Origin of the sequence: Pseudomonas sp. 8O, from assembly GCF_902506495.1 — a bacterium.
Lineage (GTDB): Bacteria > Pseudomonadota > Gammaproteobacteria > Pseudomonadales > Pseudomonadaceae > Aquipseudomonas > Aquipseudomonas chaetocerotis.
Genome location: NZ_LR733264.1, coordinates 411,401 through 424,941, shown reverse-complemented (window position 1 = coordinate 424,941; position 13,541 = coordinate 411,401). Strand labels below are relative to the sequence as shown.

Sequence of the window (13,541 nt, the reverse complement as noted above, 5' to 3'; positions counted from 1 at the left end):
CCAAAAGCTGGAAGCCCAGCGCCACGAGGTGAGGATCTCTCCCCACCCGCGACGCCGGACTCCCAGCTTCCAACTTGTGCAGCTCGCGTCTATTAACGACGCAGGCCCAGGCGACCGATCAGGGCGCTGTAACGACTGGCGTCTTTACCCTTCAGGTAGTCCAGCAGCTTACGGCGCTGGTTAACCATACGGATCAGACCACGACGGCTGTGGTGATCTTTACCGTTGGCCTTGAAGTGGCCTTGCAGCTTGTTGATGTTGGCGGTCAGCAGGGCAACCTGCACTTCCGGGCTACCGGTATCGCCTTCAGCTTGCTTGTAGTCGTTAACGATCTGGGCTTTTTCTTCAACGCTGAGTGCCATGTTGGCTTCCTCTCATCTGGAAACTGCCGAAGCAGTCTCAATAGGCCGGGAATCGCTTCCCGTGTTTTTAAAAGAGGTATGACCGTGCCTACTAACAGCCACCCTCGCAGCACCTGATGACGACATCGTCAGCATCAGGCTTTCAGCCCTCTCGGCCGAACCGTTCGGTGCTACGCACCGGTATAAATCAATCGACGCGGGGCGATACGCCCATCGTCACTCACTTCACCGATGCCGATGAAGCGACCATTGTGATCCTGCACCCGCACCATGCCGAACTTCGGTGCCTCCGGCGCTCGCACCGGCTGCCCTTGCAGCCAGTAGAACGCGCTGTGCTCGGAGAACTGCAGCAGCGGCCAGTCCTGCAGACCGCTATCGGCCGGTAGCAGGAAGCGATCCAGCGCCTCGTTACCACCTTCGGCGTGTGCGGCCTCCAGTTCTTCCAGCGTCACGGTACGCGTCAGGTCGAACGGGCCCGCCTTGGTACGGCGCAGCTCGGCGACATGTGCACCGCAGCCGAGCAGTTGGCCAAGATCCTCGACCAGCGTACGAATATAGGTGCCTTTGCTGCAATCGACCGCCAGACGGGCCTGCTCGCCTTCGCAGGCCAGCAGTTCCAGGCGCGCAATAGTAACAGAACGCGCTTCGCGCTCCACTACTTCACCCGCACGCGCCAGCTTGTAGAGTGGCTGACCATCCTTCTTCAACGCCGAGTACATCGGCGGTATCTGCTTGATTTCACCGCGAAAACGCGGCAACAGCGCCTCGATCTCGGCGCGACCGACGGTCACCGGACGACGCTCGATGACATCGCCTTCGGCATCGCCAGTGGTCGTGGTGACGCCCAACTGAGCGACGGTCTCGTAGCCCTTGTCAGCGTCGAGCAGATACTGGGAGAACTTGGTTGCCTCACCGAAGCACAGCGGCAACACACCAGTGGCCAACGGGTCGAGGCTGCCGGTATGGCCGGCCTTCTCGGCATTGAGCAGCCAACGCACCTTCTGCAGCGCGGCGTTGGACGTGAAACCGTGCGGCTTGTCGAGCAGGATGATGCCGTCGACCTTGCGGCGAATACGTTTGACCTGCGCCACGCCTTACTCCTTGGAACCTGCGGTGTCGTCGTGCAGACGATCTTCCGCCACGGCACGCTCGATCAGTGCCGACAGGTGAGCACCGCGCTGGACGCTCTCGTCGTAGTGGAAGTGCAGCTGTGGCACGCTGCGCAGCTTCATCGCCTTGCCCAGCTGCATGCGCAGGAAACCGGCCGCGTCGTTGAGTACCTTGAGGCTCTCTTTGATCGCCTCGGCATCATCCTGCCCCATGACGGTGATGAAGACCTTGGCGTGACCGATATCACGACTGACGTCGACTGCGGTGATGGTCACCAGCCCCAGACGCGGATCCTTGACCTCACGCCGGATAAGCTGGGCCAGTTCGCGTTGCATCTGGTCGCCGATACGCTGGGTACGGCTGTAATCTTTGGCCATTTTCTACTTACCTTTACTTCGTCCGCTGTCTGTTCGCCAGCGGACTCAAAAGCGGCAAACGCCCGGCCGCGCGAATGCGGGGCCGGGCGTTGCGTGTTGCGACTCGCGATTACAGGCTGCGAGCCACCTGGACTTTCTCGAACACTTCGATCTTGTCGCCGACCTTGACGTCGTTGTAGCTCTTCACCGCGATACCGCACTCCATGCCGTTACGCACTTCGGCGACGTCGTCTTTGAAGCGACGCAGCGATTCCAGCTCACCTTCGAAGATCACCACGTCTTCACGCAGGACGCGGATCGGACGGTTACGGAAGACAGTGCCTTCGATGACCATGCAACCTGCAACCGCGCCGAACTTCGGCGAACGGAATACGTCACGCACTTCGGCGGTGCCCAGGATGTTCTCGCGAACATCGCTGCCGAGCATACCGGTGAGCGCCTTCTTGACGTCTTCGATGATGTCGTAGATGACGTTGTAGTAGCGCATGTCCAGGCCTTCGGCCTCGACGATTTTGCGCGCACCGGCGTCAGCACGGACGTTGAAGCCGAACAGCACGGCGTTGGAAGCCAGCGCCAGGTTGGCATCGGACTCGGTGATACCACCGACGCCGCCACCGACCACACGCACCTGCACTTCGTCGTTACCCAGGGTGCTGAGCGAGCCTTGCAGGGCCTCCAGAGAACCACGCACATCGGACTTGAGCACGATGTTGAGGGTTTTCTTCTCTTCCTGGCCCATGTTCTCGAAAATGTTTTCCAGCTTGCCGGCGTGAGCACGGGCCAGCTTGACCTCACGGAACTTGCCTTGACGGAACAGGGCAACTTCGCGGGCCTTCTTCTCGTCGGCGACCACAGTCATGTCGTCACCGGCATCCGGCGTACCATCGAGGCCGAGGATCTCGACCGGAATGGACGGACCGGCCTCTTTGATCGGCTTGCCGTTCTCGTCAAGCATGGCACGCACGCGGCCATAGTTGACGCCGACCAGGACCATGTCGCCCTGACGCAGGGTACCGTCCTGAACCAGCACGGTGGCCACCGGGCCACGGCCCTTGTCCAGACGCGATTCGACCACCACACCACGACCCGGGGCCGACGGAGTGGCTTTCAGCTCGAGGACTTCAGCCTGCAGCAGTACGGCTTCGAGCAGCTCGTCGATGCCGGTACCCATCTTGGCCGACACATGCACATAAGGTGCATCGCCGCCCCACTCTTCCGGGATCACGTCGAGAGCGGCCAGGCCGTTCTTGATGTTGTCCGGGTTGGCATCGGGCTTGTCGATCTTGTTCACCGCAACCACGATCGGCACGCCAGCTGCTTTCGCGTGCTGTACGGCTTCCTGGGTCTGCGGCATCACGCCGTCGTCAGCTGCGACGACCAGGATGACGATGTCGGTCGCCTTGGCACCACGCGCACGCATGGCGGTAAACGCAGCGTGACCCGGGGTATCGAGGAAGGTGACCATGCCACGCTCGGTTTCGACGTGGTAAGCACCGATGTGCTGGGTAATGCCACCCGCTTCACCGGAAGCCACCTTGGCACGACGGATGTAGTCGAGCAGCGAGGTCTTACCGTGGTCGACGTGGCCCATGACGGTCACGACCGGCGCACGGGAGAAGGCTTCACCTTCGAACTTCAGCGACTCGGCCAGGGAATCTTCCAGGGCGGTATCGCTGACCAGCTTGACCTTGTGGCCCAACTCTTCGGCGATCAGCTGGGCAGTTTCCTGGTCCAGCACCTGGTTGATGGTAGCCGGGGTGCCCATCTTGAACATGAACTTGATGACTTCGGCTGCCTTGACCGACATCTGCTGAGCCAGATCGCCCACCGTGATGGTTTCGCCAATGGCCACTTCACGCACCACCGGACCGGCCGGAGCCTGGAAGCCATGCTGGTTGCGCTTCTTCATCTTCGACTTGCCGCGGCCACCACGACGGAAACCGTCGCTTTCTTCATCGACGCTACGCGGAGCGACGCGTGGAGCCGGCGCCTTCTCCTTGGTAGCAGGACGATGCTGGGTGTGCTTGCGGTCGCGACGTTCGTCTTCATCAGAGCGCGCCTTCTCAGGACGACGCACTTCTTCTTTCTTGCGCTCGACCTCAACGACCGGAGCAGCAACCACCGGCTCGCTGACAGGCGTCGGCGCAGCAGCAGGTGCAGCGCCATCGGTCGCAGCAGCGGCAGGCTGACGCTTGGCTTCTTCGTCAGCCTTGCGCTTGGCTTCTTCTTCGGCCTTCAGGCGTTCAGCCTCGGCAGCGGCGCGCTGCGCTTCCAGCTCGCGCTGCTTCTCGGCTTCGATCTCTTCCGGGCTGCGCTTGACGAAGGTTTTCTTCTTGCGCACTTCAACACTGATGGTCTTGCTGCCAGCAACGCGCAGGGTGCTGGTGGTCTTGCGCTGCAAGGTGATCTTGCGCGGCTCTTCGACCTTGTCGCCGTGACTGCTCTTGAGATGGGCCAGCAGGGCCTGTTTCTCACTATCGGTCACTACTTGTTCGGCACTGTCGTGGGACAGGCCAGCTTCACGCATCTGCTGCAGCAGGCGCTCAACCGGGGTGTCGACCACTGTGGCCAGTTCTTTAACCGTGACTTGCGTCATGCATCTTTCTCCTCAGGCCGCAACCGCTTATTCGAACCAATGGGCTCGGGCGGCCATGATCAGCTTGCCGGCACGTTCTTCGTCGATGCCGTCGATGTCGAGCAGGTCGTCAATCGACTGCTCGGCCAGGTCTTCACGGGTAATCACGCCGCGCAGCGCGAGCTCTAGAGCCAGCGCCTTGTCCATGCCTTCCAGTTCCAGCAAATCATCTGCCGGATGGGCATCGGCCAACTTCTCCTCGTTGGCGATCGCCTTGGTCAGCAGACGATCCTTAGCCCGTGCACGCAGCTCATTGACGATCTCCTCGTCGAAGCCATCGATACTGAGCATTTCTTCCATGGGTACGTAGGCAATCTCTTCGAGACTGGTGAAACCCTCTTCGACCAGGACTTGAGCCAGTTCTTCATCGACTTCCAGCTCGTCGACGAAGGACTGCATGATGTCGCCGGTTTCTGCCTGCTGCTTGGCCTGGATGTCCGCTTCGGTCATCACGTTCAGGGTCCAGCCGGTCAACTGACTGGCAAGACGCACGTTCTGACCGCCACGACCAATGGCCTGGGCCAGGTTGTCTTCGCCAACGGCGATGTCCATGGCATGGGCATCTTCATCGACGATGATCGCAGCCACTTCAGCCGGCGACATGGCATTGATGACGAACTGTGCAGGGTTGTCGTCCCATAGCACGATATCGACGCGCTCACCGCCCAGTTCGCCGGAAACGGCCTGGACGCGCGAACCACGCATACCGATGCAGGCGCCCTGCGGGTCGATACGCTTGTCCTTGGAGCGCACGGCGATCTTGGCGCGCGAACCCGGATCACGGGAGGCAGCCTTGACGTCGATCAGCCCTTCGGCGATTTCCGGTACTTCGATGCGGAACAGCTCGATCAGCATTTCCGGAGCGGTACGCGACAGGATCAGCTGCGGACCGCGGTTCTCGGTACGAATTTCCTTGAGCAGAGCACGCAGACGCACACCCACGCGGAAAGTCTCACGCGGGATGATGTCTTCACGGGCCAGCAGCGCCTCGGCGTTGTTGCCCAGATCAACGATGACGTTGTCGCGGGTGACCTTCTTCACGGTGCCGGAGATGATCTCGCCCAGGCGTTCGCGGTAGGCGTCAACGACCTGAGCACGCTCGGCCTCGCGCACTTTCTGCACGATGACCTGCTTGGCAGTTTGCGCGGCGATGCGCCCGAACTCGATGGAGTCGACCTTCTCTTCGAGCACGGCACCGATCTTGGCGTTGGCCTCGACGGCCTGCGGCATATCTTCGGTCACCTGGTAGGCCGGGTCCTCGAACTCGGACTCGTCGACCACGGTCCAGCGTCGGAAAGTTTCGTAGCTACCGTTCTGACGGTTGATCGACACGCGCAGATCGACTTCGTCCTCGAAACGTTTCTTGGTGGCGGTCGCCAGAGCCAGCTCCAGCGCCTCGAAAATCACGCCGGCCGGTACACCCTTTTCATTGGATACCGACTCAACAACCAGCAGTACTTCTTTGCTCATCGTACGCCTCGCCTTTCGCAATCCATTGGTTCTGCGCAGTCCGCGTCACGTTCACGCCATTGGCGCTATCTTCGTGAGCCGCCGCGCTACCTTCGCGCCATCTGTGTCGCTCGCGCTGCGCCGACAATCGGCAGTCCAGCAGCGCCACAGAATCCGCATCTCAATCAAATCGGGGGATGATATTGGCCTTGTCGATCAGGTCGATCGGCAACAGATACTCGTGGTCATCCACCTGAACCACCACGTCCTGCTCCTCCACACCGCGAAGGAGGCCCTGGAAGTTACGACGCCCGTCGAAAGGCGAACGCAGCTTGATCTTCACCTGTTCACCGGCATGCGTCGCAAACTGTTCGAGGGTGAACAACGGACGATCCATGCCAGGAGAAGAAACTTCCAGTGTGTACTCCGAGGTAATCGGATCCTCGACATCGAGTACACCACTGAGCTGACGGCTGACGACTTCACAATCATCGATCAGGATGCCATCGGCTTTATCGATATAGACACGCAGCAGCGAATGACGCCCCTGCGACAGGAACTCGATGCCCCAACATTGGTAACCGAGCGCTTCGATTACTGGGGCCAACAAGGCCTGCAACTGTTCTAGCTTGCTCGACACTTAACGGCCCTCGTGCATGCTGTGCAAATAAAAAATGGGCGAAACGCCCATCCCTTCAATCCGCCGTAAATACCAACGGACACTGTCTTTCAGCTAACAAAAAGCCCCTGAAAAGGGGCCTGCTGAAACTGGTTGCGGGGGCAGGATTTGAACCTACGACCTTCGGGTTATGAGCCCGACGAGCTACCAGACTGCTCCACCCCGCGTCAAAGCTGGGCCGGAATTATACGGCCACCCCCTGGCGAGGGTCAACCAAACACTCCAGCAACAAGAAAGCCCGCGAACTGCGGGCTTTCTTGAGTATGGTACCGAGGAGGGGACTCGAACCCCTACAGCCTATGGCCACTACCACCTCAAGGTAGCGTGTCTACCAATTCCACCACCTCGGCAAAACTGTTACTGCTCTGGAGCTTCCGGCACATCCGAAGCATCGGACGCTGGAACTTGCTCTTCGAGCACCGGCACATCTTCGACAGCCGGTTTTTGTTGAACTTCCAGAACCGCTGGATCTGGCAGACCAACCTGAGTCAGTGCATCAGCTTTTTCTTTAGCAAAGAACGCTAAACCCAAGCTGGTAATGAAAAAAGCCGCGGCGAGTATACCAGTAAACTTACTCAGAAAGGTAGAGGAACCTTGGCTTCCGAATACAGTTGCCGAAGCACCCGAACCGAACGACGCACCCGCGTCAGCGCCTTTACCCTGCTGCAACAGCACCAGCACTACAACCCCGATCGCACCCAGCAGGTGCAGAACAACAATGACTGTTTCCAGCATTCTTCAGTTTCCTGCAGCGCGACAGATCGCACCGAATTCATCCGCATTCAGAGAGGCGCCACCTACAAGCCCCCCATCTATATCCCGCATGCCGAACAACTCGGCAGCACTGGCGGCCTTCACACTGCCGCCATAAAGAATTCTCAACCCACTCGCGACACCAGCATCGAGCCGCGCAACTTGCGCGCGGATAGCTGCGTGCACTTCCTGAGCCTGCTCAGGCGTAGCGGTCAACCCAGTGCCAATGGCCCATACAGGCTCATAGGCCACTACCGCGCCCTTCAGCGCATCGACACTCAGCGCATCGATCACTGCGGCCAACTGGCCACCCACTACATCCAGCGTTGCATTCGCTTCACGCTGCTCGCGGGTCTCACCAACACAGAGCACAGGGGTCAAGCCTGCAGCCTGCACGGCCGCAAATTTGCGCACGACCACTTCATCGCTTTCACCCAGAATCAGGCGACGCTCCGAGTGACCAACCAGCACCAGCTCACAACCGCCATCGACCAACTGACTGACTGCCAGCTCACCGGTCAATGCACCCTGCTCTACTTGTGCCGCACAATCCTGCGCCCCAACCTTCACAGCTTTAGCATTCAGGCCTTCGGCGACCTGAGCGATGTGAAGACTGGAGGGAAACACAGCGACATCCACATCGGCAGGTAATTCCTGCTGACGCAACCCCTCGATCAGCTCTGCGACGCTTGCGCGGGTACCGTGCATTTTCCAGTTACCAGCGACTAAGGCGCGACGCATGTTTTACCTCGTCGATCAAAGAGGGCGCAGATGTTACCCAAGAGCACCCTCGGTAGCAAGCTCAATCAAGCACAGACCTCGGCAACAATCTTAGCCAATTCATCGGCATAGCCGCGAACCGAACTTTCCTCGTCACCTTCGACCATCACTCGCACCAATGGCTCGGTGCCGGACTTGCGCAGCAGCACTCGACCACGCCCAGCCATGCTCTCGGTCACCCGCGCGCAGGCTTCCTTCACCGAAGGATGCTCGAGCGGATCGAGCGCACCGGAGAAACGCACATTGACCAGCACCTGCGGACACTTCTTCAGATCGCTGCGTGCATCAACCAGGCTCTGGCCTCGGCGCTTGAGTGCCATCAGCACCTGCAGGGCCGCGATGATCGCATCGCCAGTCGTGGTGTGCTGGAAGCACACCAGATGCCCGGAATTCTCGCCACCGAGCTGCCAGTTGCGCGCCAACAATTCAGCGATCACATAACGATCGCCCACATTGGCGCGAATGAATGGGATGTTCAGATCGGCCAGAGCCAGTTCCAGCCCGAGATTACTCATCAGCGTGCCGACCACACCACCACGCAGCCGCCCACGCTCCTGCAGATCACGCGCAATGATGAACAGCAGTTCATCACCATCGACCACCGCACCATACTGGTCGACCATCAGCACGCGATCAGCATCGCCATCGAAGGCGATACCCAGATCAGCCTGCTGCGCGACTACTTCAGCCTGCAGCGCTGCAATGTGCGTGGAGCCACAAGCATCATTGATATTGAGCCCATCGGGCTGCGCCGAGATGACTCGAACCTCCGCACCCAGCTCGCGAAACACGCTAGGCGCAACCTTGTAGGCAGCACCATGGGCACAGTCGATGACGATCTTCATGCCTTTGAAGCTGGTGCCACTGGGCACACTGCCCTTGCAGAACTCGATGTATCGCCCCGAGGCATCGTTGATCCGCGAAGCCTTGCCGATACCGGCAGATTCGACCACGGTCATCGGCTGATCGAGCAACTCCTCGATCATCAGCTCCACATCGTCCGGAAGCTTGGTGCCTTCGCTGGAAAAGAACTTGATGCCGTTATCGTCATGCGGATTGTGCGAAGCACTGATGACGATGCCGGCATCGGCCTGGAAAGTGCGCGTCAGATAGGCAATGGCTGGCGTCGGCATAGGCCCGAGCAGTTGCACGTCCGCACCTGCGGCAGCCAGCCCCGCCTCGAGGGCGGACTCGAACATGTAGCCGGAAATACGCGTGTCCTTACCGATCAGAATGCGGCACTTGCCCTGCTTGCGAAACGCCATGCCAGCAGCCCAACCGAGCTTGAGCATGAAATCCGGAGTAATGGGGAACTGGCCGACGCGACCACGAATACCGTCGGTGCCGAAGTATTTTCTAGCCATAACGCTTTCCTTGTTATTGCGCCGCTTCAACCGCAGCGATCATGCGCACCACATCCACCGTTTCGGCGACATCGTGCACACGCAGAATATGTGCGCCCTTGGTCAACGCCAGAGCAGCCAATGCCAGGCTACCGTAGAGGCGACCGCCAACTTCGTGACCGAGCACCTTGCCGATCATGCTCTTGCGCGAGACACCAACCAGCAAGGGCCGCCCCAGCGCAGAGAGCTCACTCATGCGCCTGAACAGGGCGAGATTGTGCTCCAGGGTCTTGGCAAAACCAAAGCCCGGATCGAGCAGGATCCGCTCAGCGGGAATACCGGCTGTCGCGCAGGCAGCCATGCGCTCGACGAGAAAGTCACGCACCTCAGCGACGATATCCGGATACTGCGGATCATCCTGCATGTTGCCGGGCTCACCGCGCATATGCATCAGACACACAGGCAAACCAGTGTCTGCCGCCGCATCCAGAGCGCCATCACGCTGCAACGAACGCACATCATTGATCAGCCCCGCGCCCAGCCTTGCACTTTCGCGCATGACTGCAGGCGTCGAGGTATCCACGGAAATGATCACGTCAAGCTCACGGGCGATGGCTTCGACCATCGGCGCGACCCGCTCCAGCTCCTCGGTCGGCGAAACGCTTCGCGCCCCAGGGCGGGTGGATTCACCACCGATATCGATCAACGTCGCGCCTGCGGCGACCATCTGCTCGGCGTGACGCAACGCAGCATCGCGCGCCGTGAACCGCCCACCGTCGGAAAAAGAATCGGGGGTGACATTGAGGATGCCCATCACTTGCGGACGGGACAAATCAAGAAGCCGGCTACCACAGGGCAGCCGGCTCAGGTGTTGCGCTTGAGACATATGAAACCTTAGTGCTCGGCCGCCGGCCCACCAATGGGCTTTTCAGAACGATCTGGTTCGTCGACCTTGGCTTGCGGAGCACCGGAGTCACCGCCACCATCCCAGCCGCGAGGCTCACGAGGCTCGCGACCATTCATGATGTCATCGATCTGCTCGGCGTCGATGGTTTCGTACTTCATCAGCGCTTCAGCCATGGCATCGAGCTTGTCACGGTTCTCTACCAGCAGTTTCTTGGCCGTGGCGTAGCATTCATCGATGATGCGACGCACTTCCTCGTCGATCAGCTTGGCAGTTTCTCCGGACACATTGCTGGCCTGACTGCCCATGCTGCGACCCAGGAAGACTTCACCCTCTTCTTCCGCATACATCAGCGGGCCCAGCTTCTCGGACAGCCCCCACTTGGTGACCATGTTCTTGGCCAGCTGAGTGGCGCGCATGATGTCATTCGAGGCGCCAGTGGTGACACCATCGAAGCCCAGGGTCATTTCTTCGGCGATACGACCACCGAACAGCGAGCAGATCTGGCTGATCAGCGCGCGCTTGCTGAGGCTGTAACGATCTTCTTCCGGCAGGAACATGGTCACACCCAGGGCACGACCACGCGGAATGATGGAAACCTTGTAGACCGGATCGTGCTCGGGCACCAGACGACCGACGATGGCGTGGCCTGCCTCGTGGAAGGCGGTATTGAGCTTCTCCTTGTCGGACATGACCATGGTCTTGCGCTCGGCGCCCATCATGATCTTGTCCTTGGCCAGTTCGAACTCCTTCATTTCCACCAGGCGCTTGCCAGAGCGAGCGGCGAACAAAGAGGCTTCGTTGACCAGGTTGGCCAGATCAGCACCGGAGAACCCCGGAGTACCACGTGCAATGACCGCCGGATTGACGTCGTCACCCATCGGCACCTTGCGCATGTGCACTTTCAGAATTTGCTCGCGACCGCGGATATCCGGCAGGCCGACGACCACTTGACGGTCAAAGCGGCCAGGACGCAGCAGCGCAGGGTCGAGAACGTCCGGACGGTTGGTGGCAGCGATGACGATGATGCCGTCATTCATTTCGAAGCCATCCATCTCCACCAGCAACTGGTTGAGGGTCTGCTCACGCTCGTCGTGACCGCCACCCATGCCAGCGCCACGATGGCGACCCACGGCGTCGATCTCGTCGATGAAGATGATGCACGGCGCGTGTTTCTTGGCCTGATCGAACATGTCGCGAACACGGCTGGCACCCACACCGACGAACATCTCGACGAAGTCGGAACCAGAAATGGTGAAGAACGGCACTTTCGCCTCACCGGCCACGGCCTTGGCCAGCAAGGTCTTGCCGGTACCCGGCGAGCCAACCATCAGCACGCCGCGCGGGATGCGACCGCCCAAACGCTGGAACTTGCCCGGATCGCGGAGGAATTCGACCAGCTCGCTGACTTCTTCCTTGGCTTCGTCGCAACCGGCGACATCGGCGAAGGTGGTCTTGACCTGATCTTCGGAGAGCAGACGCGCCTTGGACTTGCCGAAGCTCATCGGCCCGCCCTTGCCACCAGCACCACCCTGCATCTGGCGCATGAAGAACATGAATACGGCGATGATCACCAGAATCGGGAAGCTCGCCACCAACAACTGAGTCCAGATGCTCTGCTGCTCAGGCTGCTTGCCTTCGATGACCACGTTGTTGTCGATCAGGTCGCCAATCAGGCCGCCGTCCTGGATCGCTGGACGAATGGTTTTGAAACCTTCGCCATCGGTGCGCTTGCCGGTGATCACGTAACCATCGACGGTAACGCGCTCGACGCGCCCCTCCTTTACCTGCTCGATGAATTGCGAGTAGCTCAGGGTCTGCGGCTCGCTCGGACTGGAGAAGTTGTTCATCACGGTAACCAGCACCGCCGCGATGATCAGCCACAGGATCAGATTCTTTGCCATGTCGTTCAATTAGCTACCCTCTGAAGCAGGCCTCGTGGCGAAGCGGGCTTCCCATGACGACCAATGATATACCGACTAACTTACACCAAACGCCCGCGTCCCGCAGGCGCCGTCTGTAACCCTTTATGAGGTTTCTGCCACTGAGACCGACAGGGCGGACAACCGTTTCAACTCATACGCCGCGAAAGCCACGCGCCAGCATATATTGCTCACGGGAGCGATCACGCGAGGACAGCGGCTTGCGCATCTGCACCTTGTCGAAGGTCTCACGCACCTGCTTGTGGTAGGCGTCGAAACCTTCACCCTGGAAAATCTTGATCAGAAAATCGCCACCTGGACGCAACACACGTCCGGCCAGATCCAGCGCCAGCTCGCACAGATACATCGCGCGCGCCTGATCGGCGGTTCTTACCCCACTCATATTGGGGGCCATATCGGAAATAACAAGGTCCACCGGATTTTCGCCAATGGCCTCGAGAATCTGCGCAAAGACAGCGTCATCGGTGAAATCACCCTGAATGAAGGTGACATCGGGAATGCTGTCCATCTCCAATATGTCGGAAGCGATCAGTCGCCCTTTGTCGCCGATCACTCGACTGGTGACCTGCGACCAGCCGCCTGGCGCAGCGCCGAGGTCGACCACGGTCATGCCCGGGCGCAGAATGCGATCCTTCTCCTGGATTTCCAGCAGCTTGTAGCTGGCGCGCGAACGATAGCCGTCCTTCTGCGCCATCTTCACGTATGGATCATCGAAATGTTCTTTCAGCCAACGCTGGCTGGTCTTGGAACGTGCCACTGAAACCTCTGACTCAACGGGTCATGAATAACTGCGCGGGCTCGGGTAAGATAGGCGCCGTTTTCCAGACCGAATTAGGTACTAACGATTATGCCGCTCACTCAAGAGCAGAAGAAGCAATTCAAATCTATCGGCCACCACCTGAAACCTGTATTGATCGTGGCTGACAATGGTTTGACCGAGGGCGTGCTGGCCGAACTGGACCGCGCCCTGAACGATCACGAGCTGATCAAGGTACAGCTGCGCCTCACCGAACGCGAGGATCGCCAGGCGGCCATTGTAGCCCTGTGCGAGAACGGACGCGCGGAACTGGTCCAGTCGATTGGCAAGGTCGCCCTGCTCTATCGCAAGAACCCCAAGCCGAATCGCAACCTGTCCAACGTTATCCGTTACCAGGGTTGAGGCGCTTGCATCGCGATCACGGGCAAGCATGGCGCGCCCGGATCGCG

13 protein-coding genes and 2 tRNA genes are annotated in these 13,541 nt (G+C 59.7%); 1 reads left to right on the top strand and 14 read right to left on the bottom strand.

Annotation, left to right across the window (positions count from 1 at the left end):
- Nucleotides 1-92 precede the first annotated feature (92 nt).
- The 14 genes from rpsO to rlmE all read right to left on the bottom strand — a co-directional run bounded on the left by rpsO (nt 93) and on the right by rlmE (nt 13,092).
- Nucleotides 93-362, bottom strand: a complete 270-nt coding sequence (rpsO, locus tag GV002_RS04800) for a 30S ribosomal protein S15 (RefSeq protein WP_075749474.1) — start codon at nt 360-362, stop codon at nt 93-95.
- A gap of 170 nt (nt 363-532) precedes the next feature.
- Entirely contained in the window at nt 533-1,453 is a 921-nt protein-coding gene (gene truB / locus GV002_RS04795) for a tRNA pseudouridine(55) synthase TruB (RefSeq protein ID WP_004424396.1), read from the bottom strand.
- A gap of 3 nt (nt 1,454-1,456) precedes the next feature.
- Complete coding sequence (gene rbfA / locus GV002_RS04790; protein WP_004424397.1) at nt 1,457-1,849, bottom strand: 30S ribosome-binding factor RbfA; 393 nt, start codon at nt 1,847-1,849, stop codon at nt 1,457-1,459.
- A gap of 109 nt (nt 1,850-1,958) precedes the next feature.
- Nucleotides 1,959-4,445, bottom strand: a complete 2,487-nt coding sequence (infB, locus tag GV002_RS04785; protein WP_160017289.1) for a translation initiation factor IF-2 — start codon at nt 4,443-4,445, stop codon at nt 1,959-1,961.
- A gap of 27 nt (nt 4,446-4,472) precedes the next feature.
- Nucleotides 4,473-5,954, bottom strand: a complete 1,482-nt coding sequence (gene nusA / locus GV002_RS04780; protein ID WP_160017288.1) for a transcription termination factor NusA — start codon at nt 5,952-5,954, stop codon at nt 4,473-4,475.
- 160 nt (nt 5,955-6,114) lie between these two features.
- Nucleotides 6,115-6,573: a ribosome maturation factor RimP gene (rimP, locus tag GV002_RS04775; protein WP_160017287.1), complete on the bottom strand. Its 459-nt coding sequence runs from the start codon at nt 6,571-6,573 to the stop codon at nt 6,115-6,117.
- A gap of 129 nt (nt 6,574-6,702) precedes the next feature.
- Nucleotides 6,703-6,779: transfer RNA gene (locus tag GV002_RS04770), tRNA-Met, on the bottom strand.
- A 97-nt stretch (nt 6,780-6,876) separates the two neighbouring features.
- A tRNA-Leu gene (locus GV002_RS04765) sits at nt 6,877-6,962 on the bottom strand.
- 7 nt (nt 6,963-6,969) lie between these two features.
- Nucleotides 6,970-7,347 (bottom strand): preprotein translocase subunit SecG, encoded by a 378-nt coding sequence (gene secG, locus GV002_RS04760; protein WP_160017286.1) that lies wholly within the window; start codon nt 7,345-7,347, stop codon nt 6,970-6,972.
- Between the two features lie 3 nt (nt 7,348-7,350).
- Entirely contained in the window at nt 7,351-8,106 is a 756-nt protein-coding gene (tpiA, locus tag GV002_RS04755) for a triose-phosphate isomerase (protein ID WP_160017285.1), read from the bottom strand.
- A gap of 65 nt (nt 8,107-8,171) precedes the next feature.
- Nucleotides 8,172-9,509 (bottom strand): phosphoglucosamine mutase, encoded by a 1,338-nt coding sequence (glmM, locus tag GV002_RS04750; RefSeq protein ID WP_160017284.1) that lies wholly within the window; start codon nt 9,507-9,509, stop codon nt 8,172-8,174.
- A gap of 13 nt (nt 9,510-9,522) precedes the next feature.
- Entirely contained in the window at nt 9,523-10,374 is an 852-nt protein-coding gene (gene folP, locus GV002_RS04745; protein WP_160017283.1) for a dihydropteroate synthase, read from the bottom strand.
- Between the two features lie 8 nt (nt 10,375-10,382).
- Entirely contained in the window at nt 10,383-12,296 is a 1,914-nt protein-coding gene (gene ftsH / locus GV002_RS04740; protein ID WP_160017282.1) for an ATP-dependent zinc metalloprotease FtsH, read from the bottom strand.
- A gap of 172 nt (nt 12,297-12,468) precedes the next feature.
- Nucleotides 12,469-13,092, bottom strand: coding sequence for a 23S rRNA (uridine(2552)-2'-O)-methyltransferase RlmE (gene rlmE / locus GV002_RS04735; RefSeq protein ID WP_074679468.1), 624 nt, complete (start codon nt 13,090-13,092; stop codon nt 12,469-12,471).
- Between the two features lie 90 nt (nt 13,093-13,182).
- On the opposite strand from rlmE, the gene yhbY reads away from it, so the two are divergent.
- Nucleotides 13,183-13,494, top strand: coding sequence for a ribosome assembly RNA-binding protein YhbY (gene yhbY / locus GV002_RS04730; protein WP_045736364.1), 312 nt, complete (start codon nt 13,183-13,185; stop codon nt 13,492-13,494).
- Nucleotides 13,495-13,541: the final 47 nt, after the last annotated feature.

Bases quoted from the DNA above. Each gene is read 5' to 3' on its own strand.
- tpiA (WP_160017285.1), bottom strand. From the start codon at position 8,106: ATGCGTCGCGCCTTAGTCGCTGGTAACTGGAAAATGCACGGTACCCGC.
- yhbY (WP_045736364.1), top strand. From the start codon at position 13,183: ATGCCGCTCACTCAAGAGCAGAAGAAGCAATTCAAATCTATCGGCCAC.
- glmM (WP_160017284.1), bottom strand. From the start codon at position 9,509: ATGGCTAGAAAATACTTCGGCACCGACGGTATTCGTGGTCGCGTCGGC.
- rpsO (WP_075749474.1), bottom strand. From the start codon at position 362: ATGGCACTCAGCGTTGAAGAAAAAGCCCAGATCGTTAACGACTACAAG.
- infB (WP_160017289.1), bottom strand. From the start codon at position 4,445: ATGACGCAAGTCACGGTTAAAGAACTGGCCACAGTGGTCGACACCCCG.
- rbfA (WP_004424397.1), bottom strand. From the start codon at position 1,849: ATGGCCAAAGATTACAGCCGTACCCAGCGTATCGGCGACCAGATGCAA.
- secG (WP_160017286.1), bottom strand. From the start codon at position 7,347: ATGCTGGAAACAGTCATTGTTGTTCTGCACCTGCTGGGTGCGATCGGG.
- nusA (WP_160017288.1), bottom strand. From the start codon at position 5,954: ATGAGCAAAGAAGTACTGCTGGTTGTTGAGTCGGTATCCAATGAAAAG.
- ftsH (WP_160017282.1), bottom strand. From the start codon at position 12,296: ATGGCAAAGAATCTGATCCTGTGGCTGATCATCGCGGCGGTGCTGGTT.
- folP (WP_160017283.1), bottom strand. From the start codon at position 10,374: ATGTCTCAAGCGCAACACCTGAGCCGGCTGCCCTGTGGTAGCCGGCTT.